The sequence below is a fragment of the Lentzea sp. NPDC004782 genome (assembly GCF_040609115.1).
Lineage (GTDB): Bacteria > Actinomycetota > Actinomycetes > Mycobacteriales > Pseudonocardiaceae > Lentzea.
Genome location: NZ_JBEXJN010000039.1, coordinates 63,885 through 79,156 on the forward strand (window position 1 = coordinate 63,885; position 15,272 = coordinate 79,156).

The following is a 15,272-nucleotide window of genomic DNA, read 5'->3' on the forward strand; positions in this document are numbered from 1 at the left end:
AGATGTCACGGATCGACTCCGTTGCGTGACAGCGTAGCGAGAATGGGCCGAACGGGGGCAGCGAACGGAACTAACAGCCGATGAGGCGTGCGGCCAGGTACGACTCCAACTGGTCCATCGCCACCCGCTCCTGCGACATCGTGTCGCGCTCCCGCACCGTCACGGCGTGGTCGGTGAGGGTGTCGAAGTCGACCGTCACGCAGAACGGCGTGCCGATCTCGTCCTGGCGGCGGTAGCGGCGGCCGATGGCGCCGGCGTCGTCGAAGTCGACGTTCCAGTGGCGGCGCAGGGCGGTGGCGAGGTCGCGGGCCTTCGGGGACAGCTCGGCGTTGCGCGACAACGGCAGCACGGCGACCTTCACCGGCGCCAGCCGCCTGTCGAGCTTCAGCACGACGCGCTTGTCCACGCCGCCCTTGGCGTTCGGGGCCTCGTCCTCGACGTAGGCCTCCAGCAGGAACGCCATCATCGGGCGGCCGACGCCGGCGGCCGGCTCGATGACGAACGGCTTGTAGCGCGAGTTGGTGGCCTGGTCGAAGTACGACAGGTCGACGCCGGAGGCGTTCGAGTGCGTGGTGAGGTCGTAGTCGGTGCGGTTCGCGATGCCCTCCAGCTCACCCCACTCCTGGCCGCCGAACTGGAAGCGGTACTCGATGTCGACGGTGCGCTTCGAGTAGTGCGAGAGCTTCTCCTGCGGGTGCTCGTAGTGCCGCAGGTTCTCCTTCGCGATGCCCAGGTCCGTGTACCAGCGGGTGCGCTCGTCGATCCAGTACTGGTGCCACTCTTCGTCCGTGCCCGGCTCGACGAAGAACTCCATCTCCATCTGCTCGAACTCGCGGGTGCGGAAGATGAAGTTGCCCGGCGTGATCTCGTTGCGGAACGACTTGCCGATCTGGCCGATGCCGAACGGCGGCTTCTTGCGGGAGGTCGTCTGCACGTTCAGGAAGTTCGTGAAGATGCCCTGCGCGGTCTCGGGGCGCAGGTAGTGCAGGCCCTCCTCGGTCTCGACCGGACCGAGGTGCGTCTTGAGCAGGCCGTTGAACATCTTCGGCTCGGTGTACTGACCGCGCACGCCGCAGTTGGGGCACGGCACGTCCGACACGTCGCCCTCGGCGACCTCCTTGCCGGTGCGCTCGGCGTACTCCTCGGACAGGGTGTCCGCGCGGAACCGCTTGTGGCACGACTCGCACTCGATCAGCGGGTCGACGAACGCCTCGACGTGACCGGAGGCGACCCACACGTCACGCGGCAGGATGACCGAAGAGTCCAGGCCCACGACGTCCTCGCGGCCGCGGACCATGAAGTTCCACCACTGGCGCTTGATGTTGTCCTTGAGCTCGACGCCCAGGGGTCCGTAGTCCCAAGCCGAGCGGGTACCGCCGTAGATCTCCCCGCACGGGTAGACGAACCCCCTGCGCTTGCAGAGGCTGACAACGGTATCGATGCGATCGGCGGCCAACGGGAACTCCATCGGGGGAATGAGAATCGGGGGCTCAAGCCTAGCCCGTCACGTTGCGCCCCGAACGGGCGACCGGAGCCTTACCCTGCAGGAATGGAAGACCGGCTGCGAGAGCTGTGGGACTTCGCCGACCTGGACGGCACCGAGGCGAGGTTCCGCGCGTTCCTGGGCAACGTCGAGACCGACGACGAGCGTGCCGAGGTGCTGACCCAGCTCGCCCGCGTCGAGGGTTTGCGGGACAACTTCGCCGCAGGTCACGCCCTCGTCGACGAGGCGGAGGCGCTCGTCGTCCCCGACTCCACCGGACGGGTGCGCGTGCTGCTCGAACGCGGCAGGCTGCACCGCTCAGGTGGTGATCCGGAGGCCGCGCAACCGCTGTTCGTGGCGGCGTTCATCCTGGCCAAGACGCGCGGCGACCTGTCGCTCGCGGTCGACGCCGCGCACATGGCGGCACTGGTCGACGACCCGGAGAAGTGGACCAGGCAGGGCCTCGAGCTCGTCGAGGCGAACCCGGAGCTGTCGCGGTGGCTGGGCCCGCTGCACAACAACCTCGGCTGGTACTACTTCGAGAACGAGCGGTTCGACGAGGCTCTGGACGCCTTCGAGAAGACCCCGGAGGCGTACGCGGAGAGCGGCAAGGCCAAGACGCTGCACGCGCTGGGCCGCACCGAGGAAGCCGCCCAGGCCGCCCGCCGGGCCCTCGAGCTCCTCCCCCACGACTCGCACGAGGAGTGGGTCAAGGAGATGGAGACCATCGCCGCGGGGTAGCCGGTCCGGCGGCCTCGCCGAGACGCACCGTGAACGCGTCCTCGGCGAGCAGGCTCGTGTGCTCCTCGACCTCACCGTTCGCGCTGGTCAACGTCGGCTCGTACATCGCGGGCTCGTCGGTCAGCGCCTCGGACAGCAGCGGAACGACGTGTTCGCGCACGGGGAACGGCGACATCGCGCGCCGGTAGGCCACCACGGACTCGAACTCGACCGTCAGCACCCAGCGGTCGTCCTCGTCGGTGGACCGCGCCAGCGTCCCCCCGCGGCACCCCGGCTGAGCGGTCAGAAGCTCCAACGCCCGCCTGACCCGGGAGGTGAAAGCCTCGGGTTCGGATACGCGGAAACGGCACACGAGCAGCACGGTGCAAGGATGGCACGGTGACGTCCAAGCGCCCTCTCCTGCCCGGCGACGGCCCGCTGGCGCGCGTGCGCCCGGTGGTGGCGTTCGTGGTCGTGCTCGGCCTCTTCATCACCGGCGTGCTGGTCGGCGGCCCCCTCGGCGCGACGCTCCTGGGCGTCCTCGCCGTCGGCGCCGTCATCCTGCTGGCCGCCACCTGGAAGGTGCTTTCCCCAGCTCAGCGCACGTTGCGCGTGGTGGTCCTGCTCGTGCTTGTGGTCATCACCGTAGAATTGGTTGTGAAAATCCCTACCAGGTGAGGTGTGCCGCCATGACCGTCCAGCTGCACGGCGAGCACTCCCCCGAACGCGAGGCCCCCGCACCCGCCCCGCCGAGAGCCGCCCACACGCTCGCCGAGGCGGGCGACCTGCTGCGCGCGCTCGCCGCCCCGGTCCGCATCGCCATCGTCCTGCAGCTGCGCGAACACGACCGCTGCGTGCACGAGCTGGTCGAGGCACTGGGTGTCGCCCAGCCGTTGATCAGCCAGCACCTGCGCGTGCTCAAGTCCGCGGGCGTGGTGCACGGCGAACGGCACGGCCGCGAGGTCGTCTACCGGCTCGTGGACGAACACCTGGCGCACATCGTGGTGGACGCGGTGACGCACGTCGAGGAGAAACTGTGACCGGACTGAGGTCCACCAAGCAGCGCACGGCCGTCTCGAACCTGCTCGACCAGCTGGACGACTTCCGCAGCGCCCAGGAACTGCACGAGGAACTGCGCCGCCGCGGTGAGGGCATCGGCCTGACCACGGTCTACCGCACCCTGCAGTCCCTGGCCGACGCGGGCCAGGTCGACGTCCTGCGCACCGACTCGGGCGAGGCGATCTACCGCCGTTGCTCGGCCCACCACCACCATCACCTCGTGTGCCGCCACTGCGGCCGCACGGTCGAGGTGGAGGGACCGGCCGTCGAGAAGTGGGCGGACCGGGTGGCGGCCGAGAACGGCTTCTCCGAGGTCTCGCACACCGTCGAGATCTTCGGCACGTGCGCGGAGTGCACGGCCAAGGGCCTCAAGTAGCCCTCCAGCCCACCGTTGCTGTTCGCACGCGGGGCCCTTTCGTGCTCTCAGAGCGAACGAAAGCTCCCCGCGTGCACTCGGACAGGCCTAAGACTCGTAGGGCTCGACCGGCTGGGCCACCGAGGTGGTCGACTCGACCGTGAAGCTCGGCACCCACGAGTTCTTCTCGTTCGCGGACTTCGGCACGACCTGCCCGATCACCTCGACCCACTGCTCGTTCGGCAGCGACGGCACGTCTCCGGTCAGCTTCACCTTCAACGGCCGGGCGTCCGCCGCACAGCACGAGATCGCGATGCGGGCGACGTAGGTGGTGCCCTCGGCACGGGTGAGGAACCCGGTCAGCTTCACCCGCCGGTTGTCCAGGGTGCCGGACTCGTCCCACGCCGTGCGGGTGATGAACTCCGTCATCGACAGCGGGATCACGTCACCGGACGGCAGGTCGCCCAGCAGGTTGCGGGTGCGCTGCGTCTGGTTCGCGGAGGCGGTCGAGCCGACGACGTCCCCGCCCAGCGCGGGCGGCGAGATCAGGAACACCGCCAGCACCGGCAGCAGCAACAGCCACGTCGACCGGGACGAGTGCGAGTGCTCGTGGTCGGCGTGCTCGGCGTGGTCTTCCTCGACCGGCTTGCCGCGCCGGATGTCGCGGAGGATCGCGAACAGCGCCAGCGCGATCATCACCACGCCACCGGCGATCAGCAACGGCAGCAGCCCCGGCTTCACGTACCGCAGGTACAGACCCGAGAAGCTGATCTTCAGCAGCGCACCGCCGAGCAGGACCAGCAGGATGTTCTGGGTTTCCCGCCTCACAGCAGCACCACTCCCGTCACGACGGCGCACAAGATCGCCACCACGAAGGTGGCCGGTGCGAACCGCAGGGCGAAGGACTTGCCGAACGTGCCCGCCTGCAGCGCGAACAGCTTCACGTCGACGGCCGGGCCGACGACCAGGAACACCAGGCGGGGCAGCAGCGGCAGCGTGGAGAAGGCCGCCGCCACGAACGCGTCGGCCTCCGAGCACAACGCCAGCAACAGTGCGAGGAACGCCATCACGACCACGCCCAGCACGATCTGGCCGCCGATCGTCGCCATCCACGAGACCGGCACGAACGTCTTGAACGCCGCCGCGAACAGCCCGCCCATCACCAGGAAGCCACCGGCGTCCACGAGGTCGTGCCGCGCGCTCTCGGCGAAGACGGTCCACTTCGGGGTGCCGGAGTTGTCCTGCAGGCGGGCGAGAGCGCGTTCGGCGATCCACTCGGCCTTGCCGAACCGCGCCCACAGCCAGCCCATGACCACCGAGGTCAGCAACGAGCCGACGAACCGCGCGACAACCATCATCGGGTTGTCGTTGAACGCCACCGCCGTCGCCACCAGCACGATCGGGTTCACCGCCGGCGCGGCCAGCAGGAACGTCAGCGCCACCGCGGGCGCCACACCCTGCTGCATCAGCCGCCGGGCCACTGGCACCGAGGCGCACTCACAGCCCGGCAGCGCCACACCCGCGACCCCCGCGACGGGCACCGCCAGCGCGGACTTCGACGGCAGCAGCCGGCGCAGAGCCGAGGCCGGTACGAACGCCGCGATGGCACCGGAGATCAGCACGCCCATGACCAGGAACGGCAGGGCCTGCACGCAGATCGCCACGAACACGGTCGACGCGGTGCGCAGCTTCGGCACGTCCAGGAGATCGACCAGCCTGGACTGGAAGAGCAGTGCGAGAACCAGGATCCCGCACAGCACCTCCAACGACGTGATCTTCAACCGAGGCGGGCCGGAGCGCCGCTTCGACGAGCGGATCTCGCCGGTGATCGTCATTCCGCGTCCAGATCCAAGAGCCTGCGGTAGGTGCGGGCCATGCCCTCGCGGATCTCCTCGGGCGACGGCGGCTCGGCGAACTCGGCCTCTTCTTCCTCGAGGTCCTCGTCGTCGTCGAAGTCGACGGGCGTGCCGTTGACCGTCTCCTCGTCGTCCTCTTCTTCGAGGGCGGCCTCACGCAGCTCGTCGATCGTCGCGGAGACGTCTTCGGCGCTCAGCGCGGGCAGCATCGGCTTCACGATGGCCAGCACGCCGCCCTCGGCGTCGTCCAGGGCCACGGCCTCGGCCAGCGCGACGGCGTGGTCGCGCTCGTACGGGCCGCAGATGAACGAGTCCCAGTCGTCACCGCCCGACGGCTCGAACGTGACGGTCCACGGGAACTCGTTGACGTCCGAGTCCTCTTCCGGCTCGTAAATGATCACGCCACCCATCGAGGGGTCCTTTCTCAAGAAAAGCGGGAGAGGAGCTCGCCGCGCACCTGCGACGCGGTCGACACGACCAGCATGAGCAGCGTGCTCAGCGGTTCCGGCTTGAGGCCGTCCGCCGGGAACGCGTAGCGCAGCATCACGTCCGTGCCACGCTCGGAGGAGATGACACCGAGCGTGCCGAACAGGCCCTGACCTGCGCGTTCGGCCACCCACGTGGCCACGTCGCCAACCAGGTCCCACGCGACCACGACCGTCAACGACAGCACGGTCAGGCCATCGGCCAGTTCCATGCCCTGCACGGCGCACGGCACGTCGCCGTGGCGGAAGCTCAACGCGCCGTCGTCGTCCACGGACACGTCGTGGAACAGCTCCAGCGCCTTGCGCGCGGCCTCGAGAGCCTCACCGCTCGCGTTCACGACACCTCCGAATCGGGCTTGTCGATCGCACCACCGAAGCGGCGGTCGCGCTCGGCGAACTTCTCGACCGCGCGCCACATGTCCCGGCGGTCGAAGTCGGGCCACAGGATGTCCTGGAACACCAGCTCGGCGTACGCGGACTGCCAGAGCATGAAGTTGGAGGTGCGCTGCTCACCGGACGGCCGGATGAACAGGTCGACGTCCGGCATCTCGGGCTGGTAGAGGTAGCGCGCGATGGTCTTCTCGTCGACCTTGTCCGGGTTGAGCTGCCCGGCGGCGGCCAGCCGCGCGATCTCGCGGGCGGCGTCACCGATCTCGGCGCGGCCGCCGTAGTTGATGCACATCGCGAGGTTCAGCACGTCGTTGTCGCGCGTGCGCTCCTCGGCGACCTCCAGCTCCTTGATGACGCTGCGCCACAACCGCGGCCGGCGCCCGGCCCAGCGCACCCGCACGCCCAGCTCGTCGAGCTCGTCGGTGCGGTGGTGGATCACGTCGCGGGAGAAGCCCATCAGGAACCGGACCTCTTCGGGGCTGCGGCGCCAGTTCTCCGTGGAGAAGGCGTACAGCGACAGCCACTTCACGCCCATCTCGATCGCACCCTTGGCGACCTCGACGACGACCTGCTCGCCGCGCTTGTGCCCCTCGACCCGTGACAGCCCGCGCTGGTTGGCCCAGCGGCCGTTGCCGTCCATCACGATCGCGATGTGCTTGGGCACGAACTCGGCGGGGATCGCCGGGGGCGTCGCGCCGGAGGGGTGCGGCTCCGGCGGGCGCGGGACGCGCTTCTCGCGTTCGGAGCGGCGGCGACGCAGCATGAGGCTCGGCATCCTTTCCAACGATCGGGTGGCCGCCAGATTAGCCGTCCTCCGGCTTCGCCTTTCGCTCGACCAAGGGCAACGAGCGGAGCTGCCGTTCGAGGTGCCACTGCAGGTGCGCCGCGACCAGGCCACTCGCGTCCCGGCGGGCCACGTGCGGGATCTCGTCGACCACGCCCCACTGGCCGTGCAGCAGCGCGGAGAGCAACGTCAGCGTGTCCGCGGACGGCGACGCGGAGCCCGGCGGGCGGCAGTTCGGGCAGCACGTGCCGCCGGACTGGACGCTGAACGCCCGGTGCGGCCCCGGTGTGCCGCACTTCGCGCACTCGTTCACGGCAGGCGCCCATCCGGCGAACGCCATGGCACGCATGAGGAACGCGTCCAGCAGCAGCGACGGGTCACGTTCCGCGGCGGCCAACGCCCTGAGCGCACCCGTGACGAGCAGATAGAGCCGCACGACCGGTTCGCCCTCTTCAGCCGTGAGGCGGTCGGCGGTCTCAAGGATCGCGCACGCGGCCGTGTAGCGCTGGTAGTCGTTGACGATCCCCACGCCGAACGCGTCGAGCGTCTGCACCTGCGTGATGATGTCGAGCGAGCGGCCGGGGTGGAACTGCACGTCGACGTGGCAGAACGGCTCCAGCCGCGCGCCGAACTTCGACGACGTGCGGCGCACGCCCTTCGCCACGGCGCGGAGCTTGCCGTGCCGCTGAGTCAGGAAGGTGATGATCCGGTCCGCTTCACCGAGCTTCTGCACGCGAAGCACGATGCCGGTGTCGCGGTACAGATTCGCCATCAGAATCCCAGGCGGCGCAACTGTTTCGGATCGCGCTGCCAGTCCTTGGCGATCTTGATGTGCAGGTCGAGGTACACGCGGGTGCCCAGCAGCGCCTCGATCTGCTTGCGCGCGGTCATGCCGACCTGCTTGAGCCGCTCACCCCGGTGCCCCAGGATGATCGCCTTCTGCGACGGCCGTTCCACGAACACGAACGCGTGGATGTCCATCAGGTCGTCACGACCCTCGCGCGGAAGCATCTCCTCCACCACCACGGCGATGGAGTGCGGCAACTCATCGCGCACGCCCTCCAGCGCGGCCTCGCGGATCAGCTCGGCGACCAGGGTCTGCTCCGGCTCGTCGGTGAGGTCGCCGTCCGGGAACAGCTGCGGACCCTCCGGCAGCTTCTGCAGCAGCAGGTCGCTCAGCTTGTCGACCTGGAACCCGTCGACCGCCGACACCGGGATGATCTCGGCGAACTCCATCACCTTCTGCAGCGCGAGCAGCTGCTCCATCACCTGCTGCGGCGACACCAGGTCGGTCTTGGTGACGATGCCGACCACGGGCGTGCGCTTGGCGACCTTCTCCAGCTCGGCGGCGATGAACTTGTCGCCGGGCCCGACCTTCTGGTCCGCGGGCACGCAGAAGCCGACGACGTCGACCTCCGACCACGTCTCGCGCACCAGGTCGTTGAGCCGCTGGCCGAGCAGCGTGCGCGGCCGGTGCAGACCGGGTGTGTCCACGAGCACCAGCTGGCCGTCGGGGCGGTGCACGATGCCGCGGATCGTGTGGCGGGTCGTCTGCGGCTTGTTCGAGGTGATGGCGACCTTCGTGCCCACCAGTGCGTTCGTCAGCGTCGACTTCCCTGCGTTCGGGCGGCCGACGAAGCACGCGAACCCGGAGCGGTAACCATCCATCCGCCCATTGTCGCTCAAAGCGCTCAGCGGACTTCCTTGACCTCTCCGGACGCGTCTGCCCGCAACACGGGACCGCTCTGCGTCAGGTCTCGCACGGCGGCCAGCGAGTCGGCGTCCACTTCGGACGCCTCGGTGACGACGGCCGCCGCCTCCAAGCCTTCCGCACCGCTCGACACGGCGGCGGCCACGGCGGCCTGCAACGCGGTGAGCTGCAACGACGGCAGCGCCACGGTGGACGCGTTGTACGTGCGGCCGTCGAGGTCACGCACCGCCGCACCCTCCGCGGCGCCGTTGCGCGCACGGACGGACCTCGCCAGCGTGACGAGCTTCGCGTCCTCCGGGTTCAGGTCACTCATCTTCCGCTTCCTTCTCCTTCTGCACAGGGCGCACGAGCACCGTGGTGACGCGGATGCGGCCGCGCAGGTCCTTGCCGCCCTCCGCCCGCATGCGCAGACCCGCGATCTCGGCCTCCGTGCCGGGCAGGGGCACGCGCCCGAGCCGTTGCGCGAGCAGGCCGCCGACGGTCTCGACCTCGTGGTCGTCCAGCTCGGTGCCGAACAACGCGTCCAGGTCGTCGACCGGCAGCCGCGCGCTGACCCGCACGGCGCCGTCTTCGAGGTGCTCGACCGGCGGGCGGTCGTCGGTGTCGGACTCGTCGGTGATCTCGCCGACGATCTCCTCGAGGATGTCCTCGATGGTCAGCAGGCCCGCGGTGCCCCCGTACTCGTCGACCACGATCGCCATGTGCCTGCGCGACACCTGCATCTCGCGCAGCAGGTCCGCGATCGGCTTCGAGTCCGGGATGAAGCTCATCGGGCGCATCAGCTCGGCGACGCTCTTCGGGGCCTCGTCCTCGGCGAGCGTGGCCCGCATGAGGTCCTTGATGTTCACCACGCCGAGCACGTCGTCGACGCTCTCGCCGATCACCGGCACGCGGGTGTAGCCCGAACGCAACGACAGCGCGAGCGCCTGCCGCAGCGACTTGGCCTGCTCGATCCACACGATCTCGGTGCGCGGCACCATGATCTCGCGCGCGATGGTGTCACCCAGCTCGAACACCGAGTGGATCATCTCGCGCTCGCCCTCGTCGACGACACCGCGTTCCTGCGCCATGTCGACGAGCTCGCGCAGCTCCACCTCGGAGCTGAACGGCCCCTCGCGGAAGCCCTTGCCGGGCGTGATGGCGTTGCCGACGAGGATCAGCAGCTTGGACAGCGGCCCCAGCACGCGGCCGAGCTGACGCACCGTGCCCGCGGCGAGAAGGCTCACGCCGTACGGGTGCTGACGGCCGATGGTGCGCGGACCGACGCCGACGAGCACGTACGACACGACGAGCATGCTCAGGCACGAGTACAGGACCGCGAGCCAGTTCTCGTCCTCGTACTGCAGGAACACCGTCGTGACCAGGACCGCCGCGAGCATCTCGCAGAAGAGCCGCAGCAGCAGCAACAGGTTGACGTGCCGCGGCCGGTCGTTGAGGACCTGCAGCAACTGCCCGGTCCCCCACTGCCCCTGCCGTTGCAGCGCCTCCACCCGTGCGCGTGACACGGTGCCGAGCGCGGCATCAACACATGCGAAGACACCGGCGGCGAGCACGAGCAAGACGGCCAGCACGATGACGCCGGCTGGGTTGCCGCTCATCGCGCGTCAGTCTTCTTCGGGATGCTGGAGAGGTTTCTGCTCGTCCAGGCCCACGGCGCCGAGCACCTTGTCGTCGGCGCTGCGCTGGTGCGCAGCCCGCTCCGCCTCGTCCCGCGCGGTGCGGAAGTCCGCGAGGATGCGGTTCTGCAGCGTGAACATCTCGCGTTCCTCGGCGGGCTCGGCGTGGTCGTAGCCGAGCAGGTGCAGCACGCCGTGCACGGTCAGCAGGTGCAGCTCGTCCAGCAGGCTGTGGCCCGCCTTCTTGGCCTGGTCCTTGGCGAACGCCGGGCACAGCACGATGTCCCCGAGCAGCGCCGGGCCGAGGCCCGCGGCGTCGGGCCGGCGCGCGGAGTCCAGCTCGTCCATGGGGAAGGCCATGACGTCCGTGGGGCCGGGCAGGTCCATCCAGCGCTCGTGCAGGTCGGCCATCACGTCCAGCTCGACGAGCAGGACGGACAGCTCGGCCAGCGGGCTCACGCCCATGCGGTCCAGCGCGAAGCGGGCGGCGGAGACGATGGAACCCTCGTCGACTCCGACACCCGACTCGTTGGCGATCTCGATGCTCACGGCGCCTATCGTCCCCGGCGCTGGTTCCCCCGGCGTGCACCGGGTCCGGGGTGTCGTCCGTTCTGGTCGATGACGTCCTGCTCGACCTGCCACTTCTCGTACGCGTCGACGATGTCGCCGACCAGGCGGTGCCGGACCACGTCCTGGCTGGTCAGCACCGAGAAGTGCACGTCGTCGACGCCTTCGAGGATGTCCTTGACGACCTTCAGACCGCTGCGCTGGCCGCCGGGCAGGTCGACCTGGGTGATGTCGCCGGTCACCACGATCTTCGAGCCGAAACCGAGCCGGGTGAGGAACATCTTCATCTGCTCGGGCGTGGTGTTCTGCGCCTCGTCGAGGATGATGAACGCGTCGTTGAGCGTGTTGTGCGTGAGCAGGTAGTCCTCGGTGACGTACAGGGAGTCCTGTGCCGCCACCTGGATGCACACCGTTTCCGTCCGGCCGGCGGGCTCGATGCTGTCGATGAACCGCATCGGACGTCCACCGCCACCGGCCGCGTGGTACTTCTCCCGCTTGCGGGCGAGCCGGAAAGGCTCGACGCCCTCGGGCAACCGGATGTCGAGGACGTACGCGTCGTGGCGGTAGCCGACTTCGCGACCGTTCGCCATCCCCGGTTTGCGACCCGAGGCCGGACGGCACCGCCAGTAGGCGACGCCTCCGAGGGAACGAACGAGAGCGACCACGTCGTCCCTCAACCGCTCTGACGTCGTTGTGTACTGGACGCGGCAGGTCCTGCCGGCCTGGGTGACCGGTCCGCCGTCCGTGTCCAGCAGACCTTGGAGCACGGCCAAGCGCACGTCAGCGCTGTTGTGGAGGTATGCCTCGGGCACGAACTTGGTGTGCGATCGCGTGCCGTTCAGCCCCAGATCGCGCATGACCGCGGTCACCGGGTTCGCCAGCGTGATGACCTCGCCCGGCGCCCTTACACGCTTCAACGTGCAGTCGACCCGGCTCTCCTTCACCACCGCGATCTGTGGTTCCAGTGCCGCCTGGAGCGCGAAGGCCAGAACAGGGTCCGCCGTCGAATACGACGGCGTCGTCGCACCCGTGAGGCATCCGTCGCCGAGCAACAACCCCAGCGCGTACGGATCCATCGGCACTTCGCGTTCCGGCAGGCACACCGGCGCGCTGAGCATCGGCAGTTCGTAGCGGCGGGCACGCGGCGCGCGGAGGTTGCCGACCATCTCCTTCGTCTCCAGCACCCGCCACGGCTTGTTCCGGCGCCTGTCGGACGCCGTGCGCACCGTCCAGAGGTGCTCACCGCAGGCCAGCGTCGAGGAGCCGTCCTGCGCGGTGACGCGGTAGATGTCCTTTTCACCCTGCGGGTAGACGCCGAGCACCGGGGTCGGCTCGCCGTTCGAGCCGATGACCAGGTCACCGACCTGCAGCGAACCGATCGGACGGAAGCCGTCGGGAGTCAGCACGGGCGTGAAGACCGGCTGAGCCCGGCCACGCATGTAGGCCAGTGGTGCGACCTCGATCGTGCCCGCCTGCGTGAGGCGGGGGATCGACTCCGGGTCGACCATGTCGTGCAGCGCGTCGTAGAGCGGGCGCAGGTACGGGTCGATCTTCTCGTAGAGCGTGCCCGGCAGGTAGCCGAGCCGCTCGCCCGCCTCCACGGCCGGGCGGGTGAGGATGATCCGGTTGACCTGCTTGGCCTGCAGCGCCTGCACGGCCTTGGCCATGGCGAGGTAGGTCTTGCCCGTGCCGGCGGGGCCGATGCCGAACACGACGGTGTTCTTGTCGATCGCGTCGACGTAGTGCTTCTGGTTCAGCGTCTTCGGCCGGATCGTGCGGCCGCGGCGGCTGATGATGTCCAGGCTGAGGACCTCGGCCGGTGACGCGTCGGCGTTCGCGGACAGCATCGCGACGGTGCGGCGCACCGTGTTCTGGTCGATGGCCTGGCCGCGGCTGGCGAGGGTGACGAGCTCGGAGAAGACCCGTTCCGCGAAGGCCACGTCGGCGGGGTCGCCGGACAGGGTGATCTCGTTTCCCCGGACGTGGACGTCGGCGTCGAGCAGCTCCTCGGCGAGCCGGAGGTTCTCGTCGCGCGACCCCAGCAGGCTGAGCACCGCGCCGTCTGGCACGGCGAACCGGGACTGACCTTCCTTGGTGCTCTGCTGTGTTTCTTCGGCCACGTGGCCCCGGCCTGCTTCCTGTCGCTCGGATCTGGTGCCGTCGATGCTAGTCCGGCCGAAAATGAGTGGCTACCGGATTGCTCACCGTGTGTGCTCACGACCTGTGGAGATCCGCAGGCTTGGTGTCGACGACATACCCGAGTGCATGAAGCTCGTCACGGACCGGGGTTGGGCGTGGACGCCCGCCCAGTGGGAGCTGATGCTCGCGCTGGGTCCGGGGTGGGGCGCGTTCGACGCGACGGGGTTGCTGGGCACGGCGCTCACCACGCCGTACCCGGAGATGCAGGCGATCAGCGGCGTGCTGGTCGGCTCTTGGGCCGGACGCCGGGGCATCGGCACCGCGCTCATGACCAATATATTGGATATCAGTCCGTCCGTGCTGTACGCGACGGAGATGGGGACGCCGCTGTACACGAGGCTCGGCTTTCACTCGGTCGGGGCCACGACCTCGTACCAGGGCGAGTTCACCGGGACCGCGGCCGGTGTGTCGCGGCTCGCCACCGCGGCCGACGCGGCGTCGCTGGCCGCGCTCGACCACGAGGTGAGCGGGTACTCGCGGCCCGCGCTCTGGGAGCGGCTGCTCGCTCCATCGGCGCCGTACGTCGTACGCATGTCCGACGAGGGCGTCGTCGCCACCCGGCCGAACCCGCACGGGGTGACGGTCGGTCCGCTGATCGCGCCTTCTGCCGCCGCGGCGTGCGAGTTGATCGCCGATGTGGCCGCGGGTGCGGGCCAGGTGCGAGTGGACACCGGCTCCGCCGAAGTGGCGGCTTTCCTGCTGGGGCGGGGCTTCGAGGAGCATGAAGGTGGTTGCGTGCTGATGGTGCGCGGCGCCGAGGACGTGCCGGGTGACCGGTCGCGGTACTTCGCGCCCGCCTCGCACGCACTGGGATGACCTGGGGGATCCGTGGAACTGCGACGACTGACGTCCGACGACCTCACCGCGTGCTCCGACCTGGCCGAGAGCCGGTCGTGGCCGCGCGAGGAGGACAAGTGGAGGTTCCTGCTCACGCACGGCGAGGGCTGGGGGCTGTTCGACGACGAGGGCTTGTTCGGCACGACGATCGCGACGCGCTACCCGGAGCTGACGTCGGTCAGCATGGTGCTCGTCGCGCAGCGCCGTGAGCGCCAGGGCCACGGCCGCCGACTGGTATCCCGTGTATTGGACACCGGTGTGTCGACGTTGTTCGCGACGGACATGGGCCGCCCGCTCTACGAGCAGCTGGGCTTCCACGCCGTCGGCTTCACCGACATCCACACAGGTGTCTTCACGGCACCGGTATCCAATAGATCACATGTCGCGGGCCCCGCCGACCTCGACGACCTCGTCGCACTCGACGCCAAGGTCACCGGCATCACCCGCCCGTTCCTGTGGGAGTGGTTGCTCGCCAAGGGAACCGTCCGGGTGTCACCGGACGGCATCGCGGGCGGGTGGCAGGTGCGGTCGGACCGGTACCTGATCGGCCCGGTCATCGCCGACAGCGCCGCCGCAGCGTGCGCGCTCATCGCCGACTCGGCCGCCGGCAACGGCAGCGTGCGCGTGGACGTGCACGACCCCGAAGTCGTCGCGTTCGTGCGGGCACACGGCTTGGAGTCGCAAGGCACGCCCACGTGGATGGTCAGGAACGCGGACCGGCTGCCGGGTGACCGCACCCGCTACCACGCCCCGCTGCTTCAGGCCCTGGGCTGAAGGGGCTTGCCGCCGAGCAGGTGCAGGTGGGCGTGGAAGACCTCCTGCCCGCTGTCCGGCCCGGTGTTGAACAGCAACCGGTACCCGCTCTCCGAGACGCCCTCGCCCTCGGCGACCTCCTTCGCGGCGGCGAAGAGGTCGCCGAGCTGGTCGCCGTTCAGGTCGACGGCGTTGGGCACGTGCTCGCGCGGAATGATCAGCACGTGCACCGGCGCCTTGGGCTGGATGTCGCGGAACGCCAGCGTCGTCTTGGTCTCGTGCACGACCGTCGCGGGGATCTCACCGTCGAGGATGCGGCAGAACAAACAGGACATGCCTCAAACGCTAGGCGCCTTGCCAGAGGTCTTGTACGCAACCCGCCTGTCGGGCAGCCACGTGGATGAACGTGGTGCTAGTGCTCCACCTCGTGTCGAAGGGGCGCATCAAGCACAACGCG

The 15,272-nt window shown here is 69.3% G+C and carries 19 protein-coding genes and 3 pseudogenes; 6 read left to right on the top strand and 16 right to left on the bottom strand.

Annotated elements, in window-relative coordinates; translation table 11 throughout:
• Nucleotides 1-70: 70 nt before the first annotated feature.
• A complete protein-coding gene (locus ABZV40_RS30985) occupies nt 71-1,456 on the bottom strand; it encodes a glycine--tRNA ligase (protein WP_355449420.1) in 1,386 nt (461 codons plus the stop codon).
• Between the two features lie 93 nt (nt 1,457-1,549).
• Between ABZV40_RS30985 and ABZV40_RS30990 the strand changes: the two genes are divergently transcribed.
• Nucleotides 1,550-2,224 (top strand): tetratricopeptide repeat protein, encoded by a 675-nt coding sequence (locus ABZV40_RS30990; RefSeq protein WP_355449321.1) that lies wholly within the window; start codon nt 1,550-1,552, stop codon nt 2,222-2,224.
• Here ABZV40_RS30990 and ABZV40_RS30995 read toward each other — a convergent pair.
• Nucleotides 2,193-2,585 carry an antibiotic biosynthesis monooxygenase gene (locus ABZV40_RS30995; RefSeq protein WP_355449324.1) on the bottom strand — a complete coding sequence of 131 codons (393 nt, stop codon included), beginning with the start codon at nt 2,583-2,585 and terminating at the stop codon, nt 2,193-2,195. The genes ABZV40_RS30990 and ABZV40_RS30995 overlap by 32 nt on opposite strands.
• 17 nt (nt 2,586-2,602) lie before the next feature.
• Here ABZV40_RS30995 and ABZV40_RS31000 point away from each other — a divergent pair, with 17 nt between their 5' ends.
• Genes ABZV40_RS31000 through ABZV40_RS31010 form a run of 3 tightly spaced genes read left to right on the top strand, consistent with a single transcriptional unit; the run spans nt 2,603 to nt 3,638 of the window.
• Nucleotides 2,603-2,881 (top strand): DUF6703 family protein, encoded by a 279-nt coding sequence (locus ABZV40_RS31000; RefSeq protein ID WP_355449327.1) that lies wholly within the window; start codon nt 2,603-2,605, stop codon nt 2,879-2,881.
• 11 nt (nt 2,882-2,892) lie between these two features.
• Nucleotides 2,893-3,243, top strand: a complete 351-nt coding sequence (locus ABZV40_RS31005; protein ID WP_112263712.1) for a metalloregulator ArsR/SmtB family transcription factor — start codon at nt 2,893-2,895, stop codon at nt 3,241-3,243.
• A complete protein-coding gene (locus ABZV40_RS31010; RefSeq protein WP_090100492.1) occupies nt 3,240-3,638 on the top strand; it encodes a Fur family transcriptional regulator in 399 nt (132 codons plus the stop codon). The genes ABZV40_RS31005 and ABZV40_RS31010 overlap by 4 nt, the downstream gene beginning before the upstream one ends.
• Before the next feature lie 87 nt (nt 3,639-3,725).
• Here ABZV40_RS31010 and ABZV40_RS31015 read toward each other — a convergent pair whose 3' ends face one another.
• The 13 genes and pseudogenes from ABZV40_RS31015 to ABZV40_RS31075 form a co-directional block, all read right to left on the bottom strand.
• Nucleotides 3,726-4,445, bottom strand: coding sequence for a TIGR03943 family protein (locus tag ABZV40_RS31015; RefSeq protein ID WP_355449331.1), 720 nt, complete (start codon nt 4,443-4,445; stop codon nt 3,726-3,728).
• Complete coding sequence (locus ABZV40_RS31020; protein ID WP_355449334.1) at nt 4,442-5,452, bottom strand: permease; 1,011 nt, start codon at nt 5,450-5,452, stop codon at nt 4,442-4,444. Before ABZV40_RS31020 ends, ABZV40_RS31015 begins: the two co-directional genes overlap by 4 nt.
• Nucleotides 5,449-5,874: a hypothetical protein gene (locus ABZV40_RS31025; protein ID WP_355449337.1), complete on the bottom strand. Its 426-nt coding sequence runs from the start codon at nt 5,872-5,874 to the stop codon at nt 5,449-5,451. The genes ABZV40_RS31020 and ABZV40_RS31025 overlap by 4 nt, the downstream gene beginning before the upstream one ends.
• Before the next feature lie 23 nt (nt 5,875-5,897).
• The gene (locus ABZV40_RS31030; RefSeq protein ID WP_355449340.1) at nt 5,898-6,296 is read right to left on the bottom strand and encodes a YbjN domain-containing protein; all 399 of its coding nucleotides are present in this window, start codon (nt 6,294-6,296) and stop codon (nt 5,898-5,900) included.
• Nucleotides 6,293-7,111, bottom strand: coding sequence for an isoprenyl transferase (locus ABZV40_RS31035; protein WP_355449343.1), 819 nt, complete (start codon nt 7,109-7,111; stop codon nt 6,293-6,295). Before ABZV40_RS31035 ends, ABZV40_RS31030 begins: the two co-directional genes overlap by 4 nt.
• Before the next feature lie 40 nt (nt 7,112-7,151).
• Nucleotides 7,152-7,904, bottom strand: coding sequence for a DNA repair protein RecO (gene recO, locus ABZV40_RS31040; RefSeq protein WP_355449346.1), 753 nt, complete (start codon nt 7,902-7,904; stop codon nt 7,152-7,154).
• On the bottom strand, nt 7,904-8,800 hold the full coding sequence (gene era / locus ABZV40_RS31045) for a GTPase Era (protein ID WP_204767282.1): 897 nt from the start codon (nt 8,798-8,800) through the stop codon (nt 7,904-7,906). Before era ends, recO begins: the two co-directional genes overlap by 1 nt.
• A gap of 23 nt (nt 8,801-8,823) precedes the next feature.
• The gene (locus ABZV40_RS31050) at nt 8,824-9,156 is read right to left on the bottom strand and encodes a cytidine deaminase (RefSeq protein WP_355449349.1); all 333 of its coding nucleotides are present in this window, start codon (nt 9,154-9,156) and stop codon (nt 8,824-8,826) included.
• On the bottom strand, nt 9,149-10,441 hold the full coding sequence (locus ABZV40_RS31055; RefSeq protein WP_355449352.1) for a hemolysin family protein: 1,293 nt from the start codon (nt 10,439-10,441) through the stop codon (nt 9,149-9,151). The genes ABZV40_RS31050 and ABZV40_RS31055 overlap by 8 nt, the downstream gene beginning before the upstream one ends.
• A gap of 6 nt (nt 10,442-10,447) precedes the next feature.
• Nucleotides 10,448-11,008 carry an rRNA maturation RNase YbeY gene (gene ybeY / locus ABZV40_RS31060; protein WP_355449355.1) on the bottom strand — a complete coding sequence of 187 codons (561 nt, stop codon included), beginning with the start codon at nt 11,006-11,008 and terminating at the stop codon, nt 10,448-10,450.
• Between the two features lie 5 nt (nt 11,009-11,013).
• Nucleotides 11,014-11,370: pseudogene (locus tag ABZV40_RS31065) on the bottom strand (PhoH family protein); the annotation flags it as partial.
• A gap of 270 nt (nt 11,371-11,640) precedes the next feature.
• A pseudogene (locus tag ABZV40_RS31070) lies at nt 11,641-12,465 on the bottom strand (LAGLIDADG family homing endonuclease); the annotation flags it as partial.
• A pseudogene (locus tag ABZV40_RS31075) lies at nt 12,454-13,146 on the bottom strand (PhoH family protein); the annotation flags it as partial. The pseudogenes ABZV40_RS31075 and ABZV40_RS31070, both read right to left, overlap by 12 nt.
• Before the next feature lie 145 nt (nt 13,147-13,291).
• Here ABZV40_RS31075 and ABZV40_RS31080 point away from each other — a divergent pair.
• The gene (locus ABZV40_RS31080) at nt 13,292-14,041 is read left to right on the top strand and encodes a GNAT family N-acetyltransferase (RefSeq protein WP_355449358.1); all 750 of its coding nucleotides are present in this window, start codon (nt 13,292-13,294) and stop codon (nt 14,039-14,041) included.
• 12 nt (nt 14,042-14,053) lie between these two features.
• Entirely contained in the window at nt 14,054-14,836 is a 783-nt protein-coding gene (locus ABZV40_RS31085) for a GNAT family N-acetyltransferase (RefSeq protein ID WP_355449361.1), read from the top strand.
• Here ABZV40_RS31085 and ABZV40_RS31090 read toward each other — a convergent pair.
• Nucleotides 14,821-15,150 carry a histidine triad nucleotide-binding protein gene (locus ABZV40_RS31090; RefSeq protein WP_355449364.1) on the bottom strand — a complete coding sequence of 110 codons (330 nt, stop codon included), beginning with the start codon at nt 15,148-15,150 and terminating at the stop codon, nt 14,821-14,823. The genes ABZV40_RS31085 and ABZV40_RS31090 overlap by 16 nt on opposite strands.
• Nucleotides 15,151-15,272: the final 122 nt, after the last annotated feature.

Bases quoted from the DNA above. Each gene is read 5' to 3' on its own strand.
- ABZV40_RS30990 (WP_355449321.1), top strand. From the start codon at position 1,550: ATGGAAGACCGGCTGCGAGAGCTGTGGGACTTCGCCGACCTGGACGGC.
- ABZV40_RS31005 (WP_112263712.1), top strand. From the start codon at position 2,893: ATGACCGTCCAGCTGCACGGCGAGCACTCCCCCGAACGCGAGGCCCCC.
- ABZV40_RS31020 (WP_355449334.1), bottom strand. From the start codon at position 5,452: ATGACGATCACCGGCGAGATCCGCTCGTCGAAGCGGCGCTCCGGCCCG.
- ABZV40_RS31035 (WP_355449343.1), bottom strand. From the start codon at position 7,111: ATGCTGCGTCGCCGCCGCTCCGAACGCGAGAAGCGCGTCCCGCGCCCG.
- recO (WP_355449346.1), bottom strand. From the start codon at position 7,904: ATGGCGAATCTGTACCGCGACACCGGCATCGTGCTTCGCGTGCAGAAG.
- era (WP_204767282.1), bottom strand. From the start codon at position 8,800: ATGGATGGTTACCGCTCCGGGTTCGCGTGCTTCGTCGGCCGCCCGAAC.
- ABZV40_RS31050 (WP_355449349.1), bottom strand. From the start codon at position 9,156: ATGAGTGACCTGAACCCGGAGGACGCGAAGCTCGTCACGCTGGCGAGG.
- ABZV40_RS31055 (WP_355449352.1), bottom strand. From the start codon at position 10,441: ATGAGCGGCAACCCAGCCGGCGTCATCGTGCTGGCCGTCTTGCTCGTG.
- ABZV40_RS31080 (WP_355449358.1), top strand. From the start codon at position 13,292: ATGAAGCTCGTCACGGACCGGGGTTGGGCGTGGACGCCCGCCCAGTGG.
- ABZV40_RS31090 (WP_355449364.1), bottom strand. From the start codon at position 15,150: ATGTCCTGTTTGTTCTGCCGCATCCTCGACGGTGAGATCCCCGCGACG.